This window comes from Acaryochloris sp. IP29b_bin.148, assembly GCF_028285565.1.
In the GTDB taxonomy this organism is placed as follows: Bacteria; Cyanobacteriota; Cyanobacteriia; order Thermosynechococcales; family Thermosynechococcaceae; genus Acaryochloris.
Window position 1 is genome coordinate 18,023 of the sequence record NZ_JANQOY010000239.1, and the last position, 20,752, is coordinate 38,774.

A 20,752-nucleotide genomic window follows, 5' to 3' on the forward strand; every position below is an offset into this window, starting at 1 on the left:
AATCTTGTCTTGATTTAGTCCCAATTAGTCAAGTTATGACTCAAAAATTCTAATCTTCTTAAAAACCAAGAAGATGGACTAAATCAGGTCTTTATGTGTGAGGAGTTAACTTCAATGTCAATGCAACTACAAAAGCTGGCCTTACTTTGTCCTGCATTGTTTGGTTTGGCTGTCTTATCGCCAAATTCTGCTTTTGCAACTGAAACTACCCATCAGACCCAAAGCACTTCAGAATTAAATCTGGTTCCTTCTGAGATTGAGGAAAGCTTTCCTCAAGAAAATTTGAAACCTTCTTCAGATTTGGTCTTAGCTGATGCTAATGCGCCAACGCCATCCGTTTCCGAGTTGATGAGTGATACCGAAAATGACGGCTTAGAGCAAGTGACTTCTGTGTCTCAGCTTTCGGATGTTCAACCCGATGATTGGGCTTTTCAAGCGATTCAATCTTTGGTCGAACGTTATGGTTGTGTCGCGGGCTATCCTGACGGCACGTTTCGTCCTAGCCGAGCCATGTCTCGTCGAGAAGCTGCAGCGTTGGTCAATGCCTGCTTAGATAACCTGAGCAATCGCTTTGCCACCAAAGAAGATTTAGATGCCCTCAAAGCCCTTCAGGATGAGTTTGCGGCTGAACTTGCTACTCTACGGGGTCGCGTCGATGGCTTAGAAGCCCGCGTGGCCACAGTGGAAGCTCAGCAGTTTTCCACCACGACCAAATTGAAAGGGGAAGTCATTTTTGGGGCTGGATATGTATCTGATCGAGGTCAAGGCGCAGGTGAAGGCGATGCAACTGGTCCTGGTGGAACATTTGAGGAAGATCGGGTTTTCCTCGCGCCTCGGGTTCGTCTTAACTTTGACACAAGTTTCTCAGGCACAGATCGCTTGAGAACCCGATTTGACATCAACAATGTCCCTGATCTGAGTGATTCAACTAATACACGTATGTCTCGGCTGTCCTTTGATGGCAGAGGCAACACAAATGTTGTGCTAACTGAATTGAATTATCAGTTCAAGCCCCTTGATAACCTCAAAGTTAAGATTGACGCCAATGCAGGTGAGTATCAGGATAATGTCGATACCCTCAATCCCTATCTTCAAAGCAGTGGAAGTGGTGCCCTCTCACGCTTCGGTCGCTTTAATCCTATTTATCGTCAAGGAAGTGGTGGCGTTGGTGCAACCGTTGTTTGGGATATTGCGGAAAAAGCCTCTTTATCTGTCGGCTATTTAGCGGATGAAGGCGAAAATGCAACAGGTGCTGGCGAAGACATTGCTGCCCCAACGGGTGGTTTCTTTGGGGGAAGCTATGCTGCTTTAGCCCAATTGACAGTTGAGCCTGTCGAAAAGATTAAGGTTGGCCTCACCTATGTCCGCTCCTTTGATGAAGCGGGGAATGTAAATGTCACCTCAAGTACCACAAATGATACTCAACGTAGGCCCTTTGGCAATGCGTTAGACACCTCAGCCGATCACTTGGGTTTTCAAACCACTATTCAACCCGCTGAATGGGTGAATTTTTCAGGTTGGGTCGGTTATACCTTTGCTCGCACTTCTAATAATGTAGATAATCAATCTGCAGAACTGTTGAATTGGGCAGCTTCTCTACAGTTTCCTGATTTAGGAACAGAAGGAAGTTTAGGGTATGTCCTCTTTGGTCAACCCTTCGAAATCGTTTCAACAAATGGGGGATTTGTAGATCCAGACAATGCCGCTACCCCGTATCACATCGAAGCTGGTTATAAGTTTGCCGTGAATGACAACATTCACATTACTCCTGGTGTAATTTGGATCCTTAATCCAGAGCATAGTGCAACGGCTGATGATGTTGTTGTCGGAGTGATTCGTACAACCTTTCAGTTTTAGATCTCAAGTTTTAGATCTCAATTGAAGATCCCAATTAATCCAGTTTCACCCGTAATCATTGGTTTGATTACGGGTTTTTTTATAGATATCCTGCTCAATATCTGTCAATTAAGATGACAAGAATGATTGACCACTCAGGATTATCCTCCCTTCCTTAACCTAATCTTTGTTGTTTCTAGCTTTTCTCTGATGGTATTGATTGCTGGAGTAGATCTGAATGAACTGTCTTAGCTGAAATCCAATCTTGTTCGGGGAGTGCGAATAAGCTGCGTCTCCTAGAAATTTGGGTGAGATTTCAATGTTTAGAAGGTCCTGCTTCTATGAAAAATGGCAGATATTCTAGATTAACTCACCAAACAAATGGTTATTCCAACATCAGTGTGAGGAGAAAATTGAAATGTCAACGATTTGGCGTAAGTTGGGGCGACTGAACCCTGCATGGGTAGGTTTAGCGTTGTTGCTACCCACCCATGCAGTTGCGGCAGAATCCCTAGAACCTGCAGGTGACACTTTACATGAGACTGCTTCTGTTAAAGCGCTAGAAACAGAGAGCTTCGTGTTGGCGGATGCTGATGTTCCCACTCCCTCTGTTTCGGATTTAATGGAGACAACCGAGGGGAACCGCTTGGAGCAAGTCACGTCTGTTTCCCAGCTTTCGGATGTCCAACCGGATGATTGGGCATTTCAAGCCATCCAATCTCTGGTTGAGCGCTATGGATGTGTTGCAGGTTACCCTGATGGCACGTTCCGTCCAAGCCGGGCGATGTCCCGTCGAGAAGCTGCCGCTCTGGTCAATGCTTGTTTAGATAACCTGAGCAATCGCTTTGCCACCAAGGAAGATCTAGATACCCTCAAAGCTCTTCAGGATGAATTTGCGGCTGAGCTAGCAACCTTACGGGGTCGGGTTGATGGCCTCGAAGCCCGAGTAGCCACAGTTGAAGCCCAGCAATTCTCTACCCTAACCAAGCTTAAAGGTGAAGTGGTTTTTGGAGCTGGCTATGTTTTTGATCAAGGCCAAGCGGCAGATGAAGGTGATGCAACTGGTCCTGGTGGAGCATTTGAGGAAGACCGCGTTTTCTTGGCTCCTCGCGTTCGTCTAAATTTAGATACGAGTTTCAACGGAGACGATCGCTTGCGAGTGCGTCTTGAATCCGTTAATGTTCCAGAACTCAATAATTCCACAAACACTCGTATGGCCCGTTTAGGCTTCGATGGTGAAGATGGTAATGGTTTTACTTTAGATGAGTTGAATTACCAGTTCAAGCCTATTGAGAATCTCAAAGTAAAGATTGATGCCAATGCGGGTGAGTATCAGGATAATGTCGATACCTTAAATCCTTATCTTCAAAGTAGTGGTAGTGGTGCTCTTTCACGCTTTGGTCGTTTTAACCCTATTTACCGTCAAGGAAGTGGTGGGGTTGGTGCAACGGTTGTTTGGGATATTGCTGAGAAAGCCTCCTTATCGGTCGGCTACCTAGCAGATCAAGGACAAAATGCGACAGGTGCAGGTGACGATATCGATGATCCAACGGGTGGTCTTTTTGGGGGGAGCTATGCTGCTTTAGCCCAATTGACGGTTGAGCCAGTGGAAAAGGTGAAGGTTGGCCTCACCTATGTTCGCTCCTTTGATGAAGCGGGGAATGTCAATGTTACCTCAAGTACTACAAACGATATTCAACGTAGACCCTTTGGGAATGGATTAGACACCACAGCCGATCACTTGGGTTTTCAAACCACCATTCAAGCCGCTGATTGGGTGAATTTTTCGGGTTGGGTCGGTTATACCTTTGCGCGCACGGCCAATGATGTCAATAATGATTCTGCGGAGCTATTAAACTGGGCTGCTTCACTGCAGTTTCCTGATTTAGGAGCTGAAGGGAATTTAGCCTATGCACTCTTTGGTCAACCCTATGAAGTTGTTGCAACTGGTGGGGGATTTGCAGATCCAGATAATGCTGCTACCCCTTATCACATCGAGGCTGGTTATAAGTTTAAGGTGAACGACAACATTGCCATTACCCCTGGCGTGATTTGGATCCTGAATCCAGAGCATAGTGCAACGGCTGATGATGTTGTTGTTGGAGTCATCCGTACAACCTTCAAGTTCTAAGTCAATCCAAATTTATTGCGAGTCACACTGCATTAAGCCAAGCCCTAAGTTCTAAAAATCAGGAACTTAGGGCTTTCAAGTAGTTTGGCTTTAACCGATTATTTAGCAGAAGGATAAAAGGCCGAATCTTAAAACAAATAACACCCAAAGACCAACCGCTATATCTGCTCCTTACATTGATAAAGAAAATATGGAGATTAGGAAAAATCAGAGGTTAGCCCCGACTCCCTTCTCCCATAACGACATTAAAGGAAACTTAGCATTTGCCTTGGGTGTTATTCTTTTTTGACGAGACAGATGTTAGTGTCAACAGCTCATTTACCTCTTCTATGGATTTGAATTTGGCTGTTTTATCTGCCAGGGAAGCGAACTCGCTTCACCTCCCAGTATAGGCATTGATGGATGGTTGGATTGCGTTTTGCAAGCAAAGTTTATTTGGAGAAAGTCTTTGCTTTTATGAGTATTAATTTTTTGCATCGGGTCAAAAAAAACTTGCGAATTAAGGGAGTACAGACCTATCAGACAGGCTAAATTAATCTAGCCTCCCCAATTGAGATGGATACCCAGGTGGGAGAAAAGTCAGTCATATGGCATGATCATCTCGGTTCGCTCAGAAAAATTTCTCTGATTGAGCAAAAGTCAGCGCTCACTCTCCAAGTCTCATCGGAGTCTCAAGGTAAGGATTCAAAATACAGAATGATCATTGAAAGTATCGTAATGGGTTTGATTGGTGTCTTTCTCCTCGCTTGGGGGGGGCTGGAATGGACACATCGTCGACGCCAGGGAAATGCCTTAGAAGCCTTGCCCGGAAATTGGCAATTTGAGTCTCGTGAACCCCAACATTATCGGTTAGTGGGTGAGCAGTCCTTTTTTAATCCCACGCGCAAATTAGAGGTGATGATCCCGGAGATGTCAGCGGAGATCACGCTGTTATCGAAGGGCAGCTTAGAGGATATTCACCATAGGGTTAAGGTTACCCCCAAACATGCTGATGTGGAAGCTCGCCCAGATGGATATTGGTTTGCGTATATCGTTAAATCTCGTTATCAAACAACGGCGGAAATTTCCGTAGAGATTACAGGGCCTGATTTGACGCAACTAAAAGCGGTTTGGGTCCGAATTCATTACATCTCCTATGGGCCTAAGGGACGGATCCACAATACCCATCATGAAGTCATTCCACTGCGTTTTCCCGATCCTCAAAATCCTCTCGAATGGCGTTCCGTATCAGATGGACAAGTTCTGCCTGTGCCGACGCATTTGCTTACGCAACTGGATACTTGCCCAGATATTGTTCGACGATATGTCAGCCCCCATGCCCAACCTGGTGATATTGTCACCATTGGCGAGACGCCGGTGGCGATTATGCAGGGGCGTACGATTCATCCCAGCACGATCCAACCGGGTTGGGTGGCAACCCGACTGGCCTATTTCTTTTTGCCCACATCGAGTTTGGCAACGGCCTGTGGTTTACAGACCCTAGTCAATATTGAGGGGCCTGTGCGTGTGTTTTTGGCATTTGCGGTGGGTGCGATCGCAAAAGTGTTTGGCCAGGCAGGCATGTTCTACCGACTTGCAGGAGAGCAGGCTCGGCTGATTGATGATGTGACAGGGACCTTACCCCCCTACGATCAGTTCATTGTTTTGGGGCCTGATGATCCCCAAAAAGTCGTGGACCAGATTCAATCCGAGACCGGTTTAGCTGCGGCAATTGTCGATGTTAACGATCTAAGACGCGTTAAAATTTTAGCCGCAACAAAAGATGCCCCTCTATCCTTGATCGAAGAGGCATTAAGGAGTAATCCTGCCGGCAATGCGGATGAGCAAACGCCTGTCGTTTTGATTAGACCTACCCAGGCTTAGCGGTTAACGTTATTGTATAGAGGGTTAATGCTTGAAAAATTTAAGACCTAGACGTCTGTTATCCCCTTTTTAGGGAGAGATCCGATACCATAGATTCAGTTCTGGACGCCTATACCCGTGATTTGAGCTCATTTGCACAGCTTAATTTTATCCATTTAAGCTAGCAGGTTCACTTCAAGTATTGTCTCCGCGCGAATGACTTCCATACGCTTTAAGTCCCGCATGACTGGCCACTCGTATGACTTTAGCAGCCCCCAAATTAGAACCTGTAATTCGACCGATTCAGTATCGTGATTTAGAAGCCGTTAAGCAGATATTGGTTGATCAGCACGATCAGACCTGTGTGGGGTCCTTTTATGGACATGAGCAGCAGCTCCAGCAACTCCAGCGTTGGTCTAGCTTGTTAAAACTACTGCGACTCTTCCCTCACCATCTTGATCAACTCAGAACTTACATTTGGGAGCAAAATCATCAACTGGCTGGGGTGGTACAAGTTTCTCCCTTTAACCATTCTCGGAGTACCTGGCGGGTTGACCAGGTGAGTGTTACCCCAGCAGTGGGCCAGCAAGATGTCGGAACTCAGTTATTACGATATTGCTTAGAAAATATTTGGGAAGCGCGTACCTGGTTGACTGAAATCGAAGTCAATCAGGCGACTGCCTTGGCTTTATATCGCCATAATGGGTTTCAACCTTTGGCCAAAATTACCTACTGGTCTGTTGCACCTGAACAGTTAAGTGAATTGGCTGAACGAGAACCTGTGCTTCCCAATTTATTGCCCGTTAATAACGCCGATGCCCCGTTGCTATATCAATTAGATACCGCATCGATGCCACCGTTAGTTCGACAGGTCTTTGATCGCCATATTCAAGACTTTAAAACCAGTTTAATCACCTCCTTTACCTCTGGGCTGCGGCTGTGGGGACAAGCGCAAGAATTAGTGAGAGCCTACGTTTTTGAACCTCAGCGTAAAGCGGCAATCGGATATTTTGAGATTAACCTCTGCCGCAATGCGACCCAACCGCACGAAGCCCGTCTGACGGTTCATCCAGCCTATACCTGGCTGTATCCAGAACTGCTCACCCATATGGCTCAGCTGACTCAGGTCTATCCTTCTGCTCCTCTTCAATTGAATTCTACAGATTATCAACCTGAGCGGGAAGAATATTTAAAGCAGATCGGTGCTGAGGATTTAGAGCAAACCTTGATGATGTCTCGTTCGGTTTGGCATAAGCTGCGAGAGTCTCGTTCTATCTCCTTCGATACCTTACAATTATCGGATATGTTGCAGGGGCTCCAGCCAAAACGGAATCCTGTTCCTGGTCGCATGACCTATTGGTTAACCCACCCATCCCCAACGTACTCAGTCACAGATAGTCACCCTGGTAGTTCCAGTGGATGGTCCGCCCCGAACCCTTCGTCCAAACGGTCCAGCTATCGTTCTCAAAAATTCTAAATTGAGATTTATGCCGCGGATATCAGCGTTGGGGTTAGATTTAGGGCATCGTCGGATTGGGGTTGCAGGTTGTGATGGTATGGGGCTAATCGCCACAGGTTTGACGACCATTCGGCGGACCACTTTTGCCCAGGATATTGAGCAGTTACAGCAGATCGTGGCGGAGCGGCACGTCCAAACCTTAGTTGTTGGGTTACCCTACACCATGAATGGGGAGCTAGGGACCCAGGCTCAGCGAACTCAAAAACTGGCCCGCCGGATTGCTAGGGCCTTAGAGTTACCCCTTAACTATGTCGATGAGCGATTAACGTCCCAGGAAGCGGAGTCGATGATGCGGGCTCAGCAACTCACTCCATCAGAGCATCGAGAGATCATTGATCGCAAAGCGGCTGCCCTAATTCTGCAACGGTGGCTGGATCAAAAGCCCGGGCGCGCTTCGCTGTAATTCACTGCATGGGTTTCGTTTTTTTGACCAACTTTCTCATCCATAAAGCCCATTAACGCCTAAACTTAAGCCTATAGGCGCAACAGTTGTGTAGTCCGTAAGTCTGGGGAGCAGAGGTAAAACGCGCATGGAAATGGACCGATCCACGGTAACTTTGATGGATGAAGCAGGACATTCGTTAACTTGCTATGTCGAAGTATCCGTCCCAATTGATCAAGAAGAATATGCTCTCTTAAATCCTGTCGATTACCCTGTTGATATTTTCGGTTGGGTCGTTAGCCAAGGTGAAGATGAGATTATTCAGCCCGTTGAAGAGAAAGAATTAGCCAAAATTTTCCCTACCGCCCAAGCTGTTTTATCAGAGCAGAATCTGAAACTCAAGCGCAGTGCATTGTCCTTAACGGTGGAAGGCGATCTGCCTGATATTGATGAAGAAGAAATCTTGATTTTAGAAATGGAAGATGGCGATTCGATTACTGAGCAGGAAGAGTATCAGCTCTTGGCTACGTTTTTTGAGGAAGAACAGGAGTATTCGATCTATACTCCTATAGATCCAGTGCTATTTGTAGTTAGGTTGCGGGAAAATATGCAGCCAGAGCTTCTCTCTCCTGAAGAGTTTCGAACGTTACAACCCAAGCTGCAACCGCTATTAGAGGAACGTTTAATGGATGATTTAGATTAACTGTTGAATTTGTAGACGACAATCATTGCTGACCGTGAATAAAAAGACTCGACCACCTTACCGCAAGCTGGCCATTTCTTTGGCTGTTGCCATTGTTGCTGTAGTCGGTGGAATTGGTGGCGGAAGTTGGTATTGGTGGCAATCTGCGATCGCACCCATGCAGAGCAATTCTCCATCTTCTCCCAATTTGCTTCAGGTCAATATTCCAGAAGGAGCCTCCGCCGAAGAAATTGGACAGATCTTGCAGGAAGCTGGACTGATTCGCTCGATCACCGCCTGGAAAGTATGGACTCGATGGACAGGACTATGGCAGTCTGCAAGTGGATTCCATGCCGGAACCTATCAACTCTCTCCACAAGCCCCGTTACCTGATCTGGCCCAAACCATTTGGTCTGGAAAAGTCCAGCAAGTCAGCTTTACGGTGCCCGAGGGCTGGTCCCAAAAACAAATGGCCCGTTATTTTGAAGAGCTAGGATGGTTTGCAGCCCAGGAGTTCTTAGACGCGACCCAACAAATCCCCCGAGATCGCTACCCTTGGCTGCCCCCCGATATTCCCTTTTTAGAAGGGTTTTTATTCCCGAATACCTATCAGATCGGTCTAGATCAGCGGACGCCAGAGGCCGTCATTGGGGTCATGCTGAATCACTTTCAAGAATCGGCTTTACCGATTTATGAGGCTCGATCCGGTTTTTCAGATTTAAGCTTAAAGGATTGGGTGACCCTCGCCAGTATTGTGGAAAAAGAAGCAGTGGTTGCTGATGAACGAACGCTCATTGCGGGCGTGTTTTGGAATCGGTTACAGCAAAATATCACCCTAGGTTCTGATCCAACCGTAGAATATGGTCTAGGCATTACCCAAACGCCCGATCAACCCCTAACCTATGCTCAAGTGGAAACGCCTTCTCCCTACAACACGTATATCAACGCTGGCTTAACACCAACCCCGATTGCCAGTCCGGGACTGGCCAGTCTGCAAGCGGTTGTTGCACCGGAGGAAACCGACTTCTTGTATTTTGTTGCTCGATATGACGGCACCCATGTGTTTAGCCGGACGCTGTCTGAGCATTTACGGGCTCAGGCTAAAATTCGTGATCAACAAGACGCGCAACAGAACTCCTCTAATCTTTAGTTACGTCCTTCTTATTTCTTTTATCCGATGTCTCCAGCTTCTTCCTGGATTTCTCTGTTACAACCCAATTTGCAACTGGAGGATTCCATTCTGCAATTGACCCCCAAGCTGATGGAGCAATATCAGCTGAAGGGACTGGTTTTGGATGTTGATGATACCTTGGTGTCTACTAAAGCGATCGATGTTTCGCCGGAACTGTTCGATTGGCTAGCCCAAATTAAGGCCAACGTTCCCGTATGGTTAGTGAGCAACAATATCAAACGCTCTCGAATAGAGAGAATTGCGGTTAGTTTAGACCTACCTTATATTTATGGAGCGAGTAAACCGTCTCGGCGAAAATTACGGAAAGCGGTTTCAGCCATGAACTTACCGTACGAGCAGGTGGCGATGGTTGGCGATCGACTGTTTACGGATGTTCTGGCGGGGAACCGTTTAGGACTGTTTACGATTTTGGTAGAGCCTGTGAGTCATGGCAGCATACTGCGTCAGGTAGAACTCTGGATTTACAAGAATTTAGAGCGCATCTTAAGCTAAGAGAGTCTTTGATTGAGAATCGTTACAGAAACATCAAGGAAGGTAAAAATATAAAATAAATATTATGAAACCTTCAACATAAGGAAATATTTGTCAATATATAAACATAATTAATTGGGGCCAGCTTAATAAAGGCTCTAAAAATAAATTTTAAATACCATAACAAAAAAGTCGCTTTTCTTCGGAGAAGCGGCTTTTTTGCTGTTCAAAAGGAGTCGATGGGGCTATTGCTCCCTAAGGCAACAGCAATGGGATCGCCATCTCTTCTTAAGGTTTCGATGTTCAATGCGAAGTCGGGCTCACCTTATCCTCGATCACAGTGGAATAGCATTTAAGGATAAAGGATGGTAGTAATTTTCACATTACACATTGTGCGAAATATAACAATATAAATTGCAGTAAATGAAACAAAAAAACACAAATACTCAATTTTTTGTTAAATTGCAGTTATGAACAGGTTGGGTTGGACTGCCATCCACGAGTCGAATTAGACCCTGATGGGTGTAGACCCATTCCACTCATATCCGACATACTTCGAATAGCCCCATGAAATCGCTTTCAGCCTTGGTTGATATTGAGAAACCGTCAGATTTACCGTTGACGACCTCAGACTTCAGTAACACCTTAAAGACATTGCCAGCAGGGGGTGATGATCCTAGTCGCTTTGACTGGCAGGAGGCTTGGTACCCGATTGCCTATGTGCAGAACTTAGACCCAGAGCAACTGACCACCTTTACCTTGCTAGAAAGAGATTTAGTCATCTGGTGGGATCATCATGCACAGACTTGGCGGGTCTTTGATGATCAATGTCCCCACCGTTTAGCGCGTCTTTCTGAAGGCCGCATTGATGAAGAAGGTTTGCTGGAATGCCCTTACCATGGTTGGGCCTTTTCAGGGTCGGGAGACTGTGAGCGCATTCCTCAACAGGTACAGGGGCGCACGGCTGAGGTGTCTCCTCGGGCTTGTGTTGCTTCTCTTCCCATCAGCATCCAGCAAGGGCTGTTATTTGTGTATCCAGGGCAAAAAGAACGGGCAACCTTAACGCCTGTCCCCATTGTTGATCCGATTGAGGACTCGCCAGAGGACTGGATTATTTTGGATGGTTTCCGAGATTTACCCTATGATGTGCTGACGCTCTTAGAGAATGTTTTAGACCCAAGTCACCTACCCTATACTCACCACCGCTCGGTCGGTAACCGCGATAATGCCGGTCCCGTTGAGCTGGAGGTGATGGAGTCAGGGAAGCAAGGGTTCAAGGGAATTTGGGAGGAAGGTCCTCGACAGGGCAAGCTGGGCGCACAGACCACAACTTTTATGGCCCCAGGGTTGATGTGGCATGATTTAACCTCTCGCCAGTTCGGGCGAACCCTGACAGTTGTCTATGCTACGCCTATCCGCAAAGGCGAATGTCGTATTTTTGCCCGGTTTCCCTTTCAGTTTGCCTCTAAGTTTCCTGCATGGATGATTAGCCATACCCCAACTTGGCTCTCCCATTTGGGACAAAATGCCATTTTGGAAGACGATCAAATCTTCTTACACTTCCAAGAACGTTACCTAGAGCGGACAAGGGAACGTAAATCGATCGCTCAAGCCTTTTACTTACCCACCCGGGCGGATCGGTTTGTCTTGGCGTTGCACCAATGGCAAGAACGGTTTCAGGCGAATCCATTTCCTGGCCAAAGCCTTCCTCCGGCACAGACCCGTGACCAGTTACTGGATCGGTATTATTCCCACACCCTTCACTGTTCCAGCTGTTCTCAGGCCCTTAAAAATGTCAAGCGGTTGCGAAAAGTGATGGTCGGTGTGACTTTACTGGCTTGGACCCTTACCCCACTACTGGCCTTTGGGTTTGGCATGTTCTCGCTCAAGTTGTCCATTGCGGCGACGGTGCTAATTTTTGGTTCATCGATCGCTTGGCTCAGTTTGGGACAGCTGGAACAGAGATTCCATAAAGGCCGCTCTGTCCCTCCCCGCAATCATCCTGAACGTACGAACAAGTAACCCAATTTTATTGAACGTCTGCCAATAGGCTACGCGTCACTTCCGTGGGCATGCGGGGACCGAGGCTCGCGACCAGCTTGGCTGCTGCAACTGATCCCAGTTGTCCTGCTTCGGTGTAGCTCATACCGTTGGTGATGCCATAGAGGACCGCACCCGCATACATATCGCCAGCGCCAACGGTATCAATCGCTTTAACGGGGGTGGGGGCAATTTCCAAGATTTGCTGACCATCGTAAATCAACGAGCCTTGGGGACCGCGAGTGATGGCAAAACAGGTGGCCAGCGTCTTCATATGATCGATGGCTGCCGTTATATCTTCTGTCTCTGCCATTTTTAAGGCTTCGCTTTCGTTGGCAAAAATTAAATCTAAGCCGGAGCCAATCATCTCCAGCAGCCCTTCTTTGAAAAAACTGACCATGTTGTAATCAGAAAGGGTGAGGGAGACTTTCTGCCCTGCCGCTTTGGCCATATCACGCGCTTTAATAGCGGCTGCTTTGGCATCAGGGGACGTCACGAGATAGCCTTCAATATAGGTGTAGGTTGCGGCTGCGATCGCATCCGGTAACAGCTCAGCCTCTGAGAACCGACCTGAAATACCTAAAAAAGTATTCATTGTGCGATCGGCATCAGGCGTTACAAAGACCAAACACTTTCCCGTGACGCCAGCTTCCGGTTGATGCTGCTGTAAATTGTTATCGACGCCACAACGACTCAGATCGGCGAGATAAAACTGACCGGGTTCATCGTTGGCGACTTTACAAGAATAACAAGCTTTCCCGCCAAACTGACTGACCGCAATCATCGTATTGGCAGCCGAGCCGCCGCAGCCTCGTTTCAGTGGATGGCCGTCTAAACGTTCAATAATTCGATGCTGATCAGCTTCCTCCAGCAGGGTCATCACCCCCTTATCTACCCCAAGTTCTTGTAATACATCTGTAGAAACCTCGCATTCGATATCTACTAGGGCATTACCCAGGCCATATACGTCGTAAGTTGTCATCAATTTTCCTGTACTCACACCATCGCTGTTTGCTCAGCGGATCATGAATACTGTAATGCATTATTGATTTTTAAGGTCTACGCGCTCGGCAGGACTCGAACCTGCGACCAATTGCTTAGAAGGCAACTGCTCTATCCGCTGAGCTACGAGCGCTCATGACTTTAACTAGACTATGCTAACTGTCTAACTTTGTCGATGTTAAAATCCGTATTGCTGATCAGCCTTTGGGGAGAGAGGATCACCAGCTCAGTGAGCGCTAGGACTCTGTTTTTGCCCAGAGAGCAATTCCACCGCCCCGACCCCGAGCAGCCAGAACCTGTTGATGAATCAGGTAATACACAAAAAAGGCTTGGGTGCGAACATGGCCCTGCCAAAATTCCTGCTCACCGGCTTGTCCTCCTCGGATAAACCCTTGATAGAGCGTTTTTCCAAAGGCCTTAAACTCAATTCTCGTAAAATCAAAGGCCATAATATTTTTCTTGGCCCAGCAGCGGGCTGGTCCGGTTAAAGAGAGACTTAGCCCTCCCCAATGTACTTGATTTGCAATTTGACCCACCTTATCTGACGTTTGAGGGCCATAGTTTGTAGGATTGCCGGGAGAATAGACAATTTGCATCGTCACCCATCGCGGAATATAAAAGCCATTACCAATCATGCGCTCCTTCTGTTGATGGGGCTTGTGAGTCCCAGTGACGAAACACAATTGCCAAGTCCCGATAAACTGGGCAAAGGTAGGAGAGGGTTGAACCTGAGCCATTTTTTCCCGCTCCAACAGTGAACGCAGCAAGGTTTGGGGCGGTAATTTCGGCGTTGAACCCGTCAGCACAGCTTTAGTTGCCTGTACAAATGTTTGATCGAGGTGGTGATATTGATTGTCAGGTTCAGCAGACATGCCAGACTCGTTGAGCAACGTTAACACAGTGGGGATCTAGACAACGCAATGGTAAAACTAGATCACACAAATCATAAACGGTAGGCTGAGACTAAGGTGCATCTTCGAGGACAAATGCAACAAAGCCCATTGCAAGTCAGCCTTATTTCTATCAAGGGATGACTGTGTCTAAGCTGTTGGAAAAGCTCAGTCTGAAGCTCTGGTCAGATGCTCAACAGCGGCAAGCGTTTATTCAGGCTCTCATCGATCCTCAGCCGTTTCATCCCTGCATTCTGTGGGTCACAGAGCGATCGCATCAATCCTGCTTTCAAACAATCCCCCCTCTATCTTGGCAACCCTCCTGCGTCGATCGCTTAGCGGTAGACGACCGTCCGGGCAAACACCCCTTGCATCAACAAGGTGCCTATTACTGTCTAGATTTTTCATCCGTATTTGCTGCAACAACACTCACTGCAGTCAGCTCTACCCCGCAGGTCGTGCTCGATCTCTGTGCTGCTCCTGGCGGAAAAAGCCTGCTGGCATGGCGGTTATTGCATCCCCATTTGCTCCTCAGTAATGAGGTGATTGGCAAGCGGGTCGGACGGTTGATTAGTAATTTAAAGCGATGTCAGGTCCATCCGGTGCAGGTGTTAAGTGCTGATCCCCGTAGCCTCGCTGATCATATGGCGCAAGTAGCGGATGTCGTCTTAGTAGATGCTCCCTGTACAGGACAATCGCTGTTAGCCAAAGGAGAAGCGGCCCCCGGTTGTTTTCACCCGGTTTCTATCCAACACAATGCCAAACGACAGCGGCGAATCTTAGCCAATGCCGCCGAATTAGTTGTTCCGGGAGGGTATATCGCCTATATGACCTGTGCTTTTTCCGAAGCCGAGGATGAGCGAGTCTGCGCCTGGTTTCTGCGGAAATTCCCTGAGTTTGAGCCACAACATGTCTCGCTTTTACAAGACTTTCAATCCCACTTAACAGATATGCCTTGCTATCGGATGTGGCCTCAATCTCGGCTAGGAGCGGGTGCATTTACAATACTGTTTAGGAAGAGGCCAGAGAATGTGCGATGGTCAAAGACCGACCGGAGGTCATCGCACCCGCAACCAAACCCATGGTTACAGACCCACTATCGATGGCGTTCCCATCGGAACAAAGAGAAGTAATCGCCTTTCTTTACTTATTAATATCCTGCAGCAAATATAGTCTTGCCCAAAGGGATACCACAAATTGCCAATAATCGCAATCAGGAGCTATTTAAGACTATTTGTATCCATATTCTGAAAGTTAATCCCATAAAACGCTTTCAGTCTATCTGCCTAAAGGCTTGAATAAATTGTAAGGCAGGTTACGTCAGCAGCTTGGTGCTAAACCTACACTGACTTCTGGAGCATCCCCCCTATGCAACAATAGTTAAGAAAACTTCCCTAATAGATATTCATCTATGTAGGTTAGAGTGATTAACTAAAATAGTTTAGTTTTCATCTCTATTATCTATGCCCCCCACTTTTGCACTAGTACTTAACCTATGAATGCTCCGTCTAAACCTAAATCAAAGACGTTTAACCTACTCAGTATTGGTCACCGGGGTGTGGGTAAAACTGTTTTTTTAGCAGGTAGCTATGCTGAACAAAAGTCAAGTAGTGTATCCAAAAAATCATCTACTTGGCTTGAGTGTCAGGATGCTCAAGTCCAAAAAAATCTCAATACGTTGCTGGAATATATTGCCCAAACGGGCCAATATCCACCAGCCACGATGAAGATTACCAATTTTACGTTTACAGCTAAAAGTCAGAACCTTTTTGGCACAAGGAATCTCTGTCGATTTCGCTGGTGGGATATTCCTGGAGAAATCTGCAAAAATGAGAATCCCAACTTCCAAAAAATGGTGCTGGAGTCCCATGGATGCTGCGTATTTATCGATACCTATACCCTATTGAATGATGGTACATATACCCAGATCCTTCAAGGTACGATAAAGCAAGTAGAGACCATCGCTTCCTTAGCTCAACAAAGTGGCATAAAGTATCTATTTGCTATTATTTTGACAAAATGCGATCTCTTAACAGAAAATCCTCAGAAATTACTCAAAATAGAGGACAATATCAAGCCATTAATGGCTCGTTTGGATGCCAATCAAATTAATTACCGTAGATTCTACTCGACCATTCCCATTGCGACTAAGGGGAAAATGTCAGTTTTGCGAGCAAAAGGGGCATCTGCTCCCTTTCTCTGGCTGGTTACAGAACTCAGTAAGATTTATCGGCAAGAAAGTCCGCAATCTTTGGCCAGTGGATTTAGCCGCCTGTTGGATAATACAGCTCAACCCCTAACCAAGTCTCGACAGTTAGACAGCGTGTTGAAAAATAAGCAACTCTGGGGAGTTGCTGGCATTGCGAGCCTTCTCACTTTACTGATCGCGTTATTGATTGGGTTTGATGGATTGGGGTTATTCAAAAACTCGGCAGAACAAGCACAGCTTTCCCCCCAAGAACTGGTGCAGAAATATCAGGCAATTCTCGAACAGTCGCCAGATGATCCGGAGGCATTACTGAATCTCTCTAGACTCTATTCCGATTTAACCGAGTTTGATAAGGCGCTGCCATTGATGGAAAAACTAGTGAGCCAGCAGCCGGAAAAATCAGACTTTCTATTTGAGTTAGCAGGCTTGTATGCCCTCAATGGGAAGAAAAAAGAAGAAGAGAATGTCTATGACAAAATCCTTAAGCTGGACCCCAAAAGCATTCTGGCTTTGACCAGTAAGGCCACCCTACGGATAGATGAGGGAGATACTGAGGCAGCGACAACATTATTTGCTGAAGCCGAGACAGCAGCCCCAACGGATGAATTAAAGCAAGAAATTCGGAAAATGGCTCAAGAAGCCCAAGCTCGGTCTAAACCTAACCCGTAATCGTACTCTAGGGATATCTTTCGATGTTAACGTTAGATCTCGGTCAACTGGTTTATACAAGTTTCCCTGATCAGGGATTTCAAACACTGAGTAGTCCTGATGTGGGTGAGGATGTTAAGCAGGTTTTTCTCACCCAGATAGTTTATAAGTATTGGAATTCCTATGCCCCTCCACAGCCAGGATACCGAGCCGCCTATCTAGCCCAAATCTCAACTGAACAAACATTATTTGGCTGGATGTTTAATCAAGGGAACGATGATCTAGGCCGTTGCCATGTTCCTTACTTTATTGCCTACTGCTTAATGGGGAAGCTTGACAACCCTTTGCTGGATAGGATTTATACCTGTTTAGAACGTGGACCGGTTACGTTCATTGAGCCTCACAGTATTCCCCTTGAAGTCAGCAAAGTTGTGATTGATGGTGTTGATCACAGCCCCCCTAAACTGCCTGGGGTCACTGTCCCTTCAGGGACTCGCGCTCGTTGTCGCTTGTTGCTGAATAAGGAAAAACTACTGAGCTTTTCAATTGCCATTCCTGGAGATGCTCAAGCGGGTCACGGGCAAGAGGATTCTCTTGAGCATGAGTTAGAGACGGATCCCCTCTCCCTTCCCCCTGAGGCGGATAACCAGCCGCTGCTCAACTCTTTGGAGCGTTTATTGGACGCTCCAAAGATTACGCTAGACTCGATGGCCCGAGTGCCTACCACTAAAAATGCGCTACTGATTGGTGTGAGCCATTGTGAGTACGGCTTTGAGCCGCTTCCCGGCGTGCAACAGGATATTGCCGTGATGAAGCAAGTGCTGGAACATCCCAAAATTGCGGCTTTTAATGAGGTACATACGCTACTCAATCCGAATCCCCAGGTCTTAGCCGAGTCTTTAGAAAGCTTCTGCCAGGATCGGGACGCGGATGACCTCATTCTGATCTATTTTTCAGGACATGGTGTCGTTCTAGACGAACATGGCAGGTTTGGCTTAACTACTAGTATGAGTCGGACCAACTCCCAAGATAAGGTGGTGCGATCAACGCTGGTGTCTGTCGACTTATTACAGGACATTCTGAATGACTGTAAAGCAGAGCGCCAAGTTGTGATGTTGGACTGCTGCTACCGACAAACCTCACCTGCTACGCTGTCTCAACAGTCTGGCCATGTAAACCTGCCCCAATATTTAGGCGGGGTAGGACGAACCATATCGGCTTCAGCGACTCAGTCTCACCATGCCTTCGTTCATAAGGGATCGGAGTTGTCGCCTTATACGTTTTATTTGGTAGAAGGGTTGAGAACGGGGGCGGCTGATCAAAACTGTGATGGCACTATTTCAGTTGAGGAATGGTATGCCTATGCTAGGCGTAAGGTGAAACAAGAGATTCCGGCGATTGATCCTCAGATCTATAACGTAAAGGCGGTGCAAAATTTAGCCTTAGCGCAATCTCCTGTACATGAGCCTCAGTTTATCTATCGTCGGCAGTTTGAATCTTATGCGGATCAAGGTGAGGTGTCTCCTGTTAATCGAGTGATTCTGGACAACCTCCAGGCCAGCTTAGATCTAGATTCTGAAAGGGCTCAGGTGATTGAGGCTGAGGTCAGTAAACCTGGGCAACTCTACCAAACTAAGTTGCAAGAATATGCGGTGGCTTTTGTGGAGGCGGTGCGACAAGAATATCCAGTCAGTGATTATTTGCAGGATCAGTTTAGACATTTTCAAACGACTTTAGGATTAACGGATGCTGACACCATTCCGGTTGAATCCGCTATTATTCGCCAGGTTCAGGTGATTCAATCCCCAGGACAAGCCACTGAAGTGACGAGGGCAACGGCTCAAAGTAATCACACGGCAATGCCGTTTCATCATGCTTTGGGATTAGGACAGCATAAGCTTGCTGTAAGTCGCCTGGCCACTATGGGGCGAAACTGGTCTAGCAACCTAGGTCGTTATTTACGTCACTGGCGTAACTGGACCAATCTCTCTTCCCTCTCTTGGCGCCAATTACAGTCTGTATCCTCGCGCCAATTACAGTCTGTTCCCAAGCGAGTTTGGTGGGTCACAGGAGCGGGAACGATTGCTCTCCTCTTGCTGATGACGGCTCTCCGTCATCAGCAAGAGACTCAAAAGCAGCAAAAAGAAGCCCAACAGCTGGAATTCTGGCAGTCTCTTGCTCAACAAAAACGCTACGAAAACTGTATTGCTCAAACTCAAGACGTGGCCAAAGACTCTGAGTTGTATACCCATGCCCAACAACTCTTCTCCCAGTGTCAGGCTGGCATTAACTGGAAAAATGCCCACCAGAAAACCGTTCCCAATCTGCCCAATCAAGACATTTGGTCCGTTGCCTTAAGTCCTGATGGCGAGACGCTAATCAGCAGCGGGGACCAAAACGATATTACCCTTTGGAACTTAGGCAAAGGTCAATTGATTCGGACGCTCTCGGATCATAAAGACAAGGTTTGGACAATTGCCTTGGGACCAAAAGGGAAGATATTGGCGAGTGCGAGTGGAGATTGCACGATCAAATTATGGGAGGTGACAACGGGCAAATTACTGAGAACGTTTGCGGCCCATCCAGCAACGGTATGGTCTGTTGCGATTAGCCCAGATGCTAAGTTGTTGGTAAGCGGGAGTGAAGATCAAACGCTAAAAGTATGGGATATCAAAACGGGGAAATTGGTTCGCACTCTGACGGGACATTCCAGCCAAGTTCGGTCTGTCACCATCAGTCCAAATGGTCAGACCATCGCCAGTGCAAGTGCAGATCAGACGGTGAAGCTCTGGGAATTGAAGACGGGAAAGCTGGTCCGGACCCTCAAAGGACATTCGGGTCGGGTGATTTCTATTGCCTTTAGTCCAACCAGTCAACAGCTGGCGAGTGCTGGCCAAGATAAGACAGTGAAGCTCTGGGATATGCAGTCAGGACAACTGCGTCAGACGTTTACGGACCATACCCTGCCGGTGACGGCGGTGGCATTTAGTCCAGATGGTGACACGTTAGCAACAGGCAGTCATGATCGCACCGTAAAACTTTGGAACCTCTCTTCGGGGAAGTTACGTCATACGCTAACGGGCTATGAGGGAGATATCTATTCACTTGCCTTTGCTGCCGATGGGCAATCTTTAGTCAGTAGCAGCCAAAATAGTGCAATCAAGGTTTGGCATCGAGATTAAGGTTAGAGGATTTCGGTGTTGGATTTATGGGGAATCATGGAATGAGAGAGGTGAAATTTTCAGAATTTGTAGATATTATGTAGCCAACTGAGAGCGAACTTTTTCTGCCCTAGCACCATCGTTAAGAATTAGAGATCATTGGGAGAACTGATGCATATGAAATCTAAAGTACTAATGCCCCTTATCCTCTTCGCTATATTAGGCTTGCCAGCTAAAGCGATGGCCCATGCGCTGGAAACAAACTATGTGCTAGAGGATACCAACAAGGTTCAGTTTACGGCTGTTTTTAGTACGGGTGAACCCCATAAAAATGCCAAAGTCAAAATCTATGCTCCTAATGATTTATCTAAGCCGGTGCTGGAAACTCAAACAGACGAAAACGGCCAGTTCACCCTTGAGACGGATCAAAAGATGCCTGGGGAATGGGAAGTGAGTATTGGTGAGTCTGGACATCAGGATATTCTGACGGTTCCCGTTACCCATAAAGGCGTCAATCTCAATGAAATTAGTACTGTCCCCACCACCCCATCTCCACAGATTCCCTTGGTGGCGATTGTGCTTTCTGGCGGGATGGGATCGGCTGTATTTGCAACTCGTCGGCTGCGCTCTCAAACATAATTTCTGCTCTCTAAGCAGAGGACCCTATGGCTAACTGCTGCAGCCTGGTTGGTGGAGCAGTTAGCTGTTTGCTGATCTGAGTCGTTCGGATGATTGAGGGAGAAGGCT

At 47.0% G+C, this 20,752-nt stretch carries 15 protein-coding genes and 1 tRNA gene; 13 read left to right on the forward strand and 3 right to left on the reverse strand.

The window, feature by feature from the left end; translation table 11 throughout:
- The first annotated feature begins 114 nt into the window (after positions 1-114).
- The 9 genes from Q0986_RS21470 (at position 115) to Q0986_RS21510 (ending at position 12,077) form a co-directional block, all read left to right on the forward strand.
- The gene (locus Q0986_RS21470) at positions 115-1,857 is read left to right on the forward strand and encodes an iron uptake porin (RefSeq protein ID WP_299415660.1); all 1,743 of its coding nucleotides are present in this window, start codon (positions 115-117) and stop codon (positions 1,855-1,857) included.
- 397 nt (positions 1,858-2,254) lie between these two features.
- Positions 2,255-3,967 carry an iron uptake porin gene (locus tag Q0986_RS21475; protein WP_299415665.1) on the forward strand — a complete coding sequence of 571 codons (1,713 nt, stop codon included), beginning with the start codon at positions 2,255-2,257 and terminating at the stop codon, positions 3,965-3,967.
- 696 nt (positions 3,968-4,663) lie between these two features.
- A complete protein-coding gene (locus Q0986_RS21480; RefSeq protein ID WP_366918652.1) occupies positions 4,664-5,830 on the forward strand; it encodes a F420-0:Gamma-glutamyl ligase in 1,167 nt (388 codons plus the stop codon).
- 238 nt (positions 5,831-6,068) lie between these two features.
- Positions 6,069-7,286, forward strand: a complete 1,218-nt coding sequence (locus tag Q0986_RS21485) for a GNAT family N-acetyltransferase (protein ID WP_299415674.1) — start codon at positions 6,069-6,071, stop codon at positions 7,284-7,286.
- A gap of 10 nt (positions 7,287-7,296) precedes the next feature.
- Positions 7,297-7,731: a Holliday junction resolvase RuvX gene (ruvX, locus tag Q0986_RS21490; RefSeq protein WP_299415678.1), complete on the forward strand. Its 435-nt coding sequence runs from the start codon at positions 7,297-7,299 to the stop codon at positions 7,729-7,731.
- Between the two features lie 127 nt (positions 7,732-7,858).
- Positions 7,859-8,413: a DUF3727 domain-containing protein gene (locus Q0986_RS21495; RefSeq protein ID WP_299415682.1), complete on the forward strand. Its 555-nt coding sequence runs from the start codon at positions 7,859-7,861 to the stop codon at positions 8,411-8,413.
- Between the two features lie 28 nt (positions 8,414-8,441).
- Positions 8,442-9,542 (forward strand): endolytic transglycosylase MltG, encoded by a 1,101-nt coding sequence (gene mltG / locus Q0986_RS21500; RefSeq protein ID WP_366918657.1) that lies wholly within the window; start codon positions 8,442-8,444, stop codon positions 9,540-9,542.
- A gap of 27 nt (positions 9,543-9,569) precedes the next feature.
- On the forward strand, positions 9,570-10,076 hold the full coding sequence (locus tag Q0986_RS21505; protein ID WP_299415690.1) for a YqeG family HAD IIIA-type phosphatase: 507 nt from the start codon (positions 9,570-9,572) through the stop codon (positions 10,074-10,076).
- A 546-nt stretch (positions 10,077-10,622) separates the two neighbouring features.
- Positions 10,623-12,077, forward strand: coding sequence for a Rieske 2Fe-2S domain-containing protein (locus Q0986_RS21510; RefSeq protein WP_299415694.1), 1,455 nt, complete (start codon positions 10,623-10,625; stop codon positions 12,075-12,077).
- Between the two features lie 7 nt (positions 12,078-12,084).
- On the opposite strand, the gene Q0986_RS21515 is transcribed toward Q0986_RS21510, so the two are convergent.
- The 3 genes from Q0986_RS21515 to Q0986_RS21525 all read right to left on the reverse strand — a co-directional run bounded on the left by Q0986_RS21515 (position 12,085) and on the right by Q0986_RS21525 (position 13,969).
- Complete coding sequence (locus tag Q0986_RS21515) at positions 12,085-13,077, reverse strand: adenosine kinase (protein WP_299415699.1); 993 nt, start codon at positions 13,075-13,077, stop codon at positions 12,085-12,087.
- 80 nt (positions 13,078-13,157) lie between these two features.
- Positions 13,158-13,230, reverse strand: a tRNA-Arg gene (locus Q0986_RS21520).
- 103 nt (positions 13,231-13,333) lie between these two features.
- Entirely contained in the window at positions 13,334-13,969 is a 636-nt protein-coding gene (locus Q0986_RS21525) for a hypothetical protein (RefSeq protein WP_299415702.1), read from the reverse strand.
- Between the two features lie 164 nt (positions 13,970-14,133).
- Here Q0986_RS21525 and Q0986_RS21530 point away from each other — a divergent pair, with 164 nt between their 5' ends.
- From Q0986_RS21530 to Q0986_RS21545, 4 genes are all read left to right on the forward strand, one after another.
- Complete coding sequence (locus tag Q0986_RS21530) at positions 14,134-15,120, forward strand: RsmB/NOP family class I SAM-dependent RNA methyltransferase (protein ID WP_366918653.1); 987 nt, start codon at positions 14,134-14,136, stop codon at positions 15,118-15,120.
- Positions 15,121-15,482: 362 nt separating this feature from the next.
- Complete coding sequence (locus tag Q0986_RS21535) at positions 15,483-16,865, forward strand: tetratricopeptide repeat protein (protein WP_299415709.1); 1,383 nt, start codon at positions 15,483-15,485, stop codon at positions 16,863-16,865.
- Between the two features lie 23 nt (positions 16,866-16,888).
- Positions 16,889-20,026, forward strand: a complete 3,138-nt coding sequence (locus Q0986_RS21540) for a caspase family protein (RefSeq protein WP_299415712.1) — start codon at positions 16,889-16,891, stop codon at positions 20,024-20,026.
- A gap of 156 nt (positions 20,027-20,182) precedes the next feature.
- The gene (locus Q0986_RS21545; RefSeq protein ID WP_299415715.1) at positions 20,183-20,644 is read left to right on the forward strand and encodes a hypothetical protein; all 462 of its coding nucleotides are present in this window, start codon (positions 20,183-20,185) and stop codon (positions 20,642-20,644) included.
- Positions 20,645-20,752: the final 108 nt, after the last annotated feature.

What these genes read in the sequence shown, in the direction of transcription:
- ruvX (WP_299415678.1), top strand. Translation starts at nt 7,297, where the DNA reads ATGCCGCGGATATCAGCGTTGGGGTTAGATTTAGGGCATCGTCGGATT.
- Q0986_RS21535 (WP_299415709.1), top strand. Translation starts at nt 15,483, where the DNA reads ATGAATGCTCCGTCTAAACCTAAATCAAAGACGTTTAACCTACTCAGT.
- Q0986_RS21495 (WP_299415682.1), top strand. Translation starts at nt 7,859, where the DNA reads ATGGAAATGGACCGATCCACGGTAACTTTGATGGATGAAGCAGGACAT.
- Q0986_RS21470 (WP_299415660.1), top strand. Translation starts at nt 115, where the DNA reads ATGTCAATGCAACTACAAAAGCTGGCCTTACTTTGTCCTGCATTGTTT.
- Q0986_RS21505 (WP_299415690.1), top strand. Translation starts at nt 9,570, where the DNA reads ATGTCTCCAGCTTCTTCCTGGATTTCTCTGTTACAACCCAATTTGCAA.
- Q0986_RS21480 (WP_366918652.1), top strand. Translation starts at nt 4,664, where the DNA reads ATGATCATTGAAAGTATCGTAATGGGTTTGATTGGTGTCTTTCTCCTC.
- Q0986_RS21525 (WP_299415702.1), bottom strand. Translation starts at nt 13,969, where the DNA reads ATGTCTGCTGAACCTGACAATCAATATCACCACCTCGATCAAACATTT.
- Q0986_RS21540 (WP_299415712.1), top strand. Translation starts at nt 16,889, where the DNA reads ATGTTAACGTTAGATCTCGGTCAACTGGTTTATACAAGTTTCCCTGAT.
- Q0986_RS21515 (WP_299415699.1), bottom strand. Translation starts at nt 13,077, where the DNA reads ATGACAACTTACGACGTATATGGCCTGGGTAATGCCCTAGTAGATATC.
- Q0986_RS21475 (WP_299415665.1), top strand. Translation starts at nt 2,255, where the DNA reads ATGTCAACGATTTGGCGTAAGTTGGGGCGACTGAACCCTGCATGGGTA.
- Q0986_RS21485 (WP_299415674.1), top strand. Translation starts at nt 6,069, where the DNA reads ATGACTTTAGCAGCCCCCAAATTAGAACCTGTAATTCGACCGATTCAG.
- Q0986_RS21545 (WP_299415715.1), top strand. Translation starts at nt 20,183, where the DNA reads ATGAAATCTAAAGTACTAATGCCCCTTATCCTCTTCGCTATATTAGGC.
- Q0986_RS21510 (WP_299415694.1), top strand. Translation starts at nt 10,623, where the DNA reads ATGAAATCGCTTTCAGCCTTGGTTGATATTGAGAAACCGTCAGATTTA.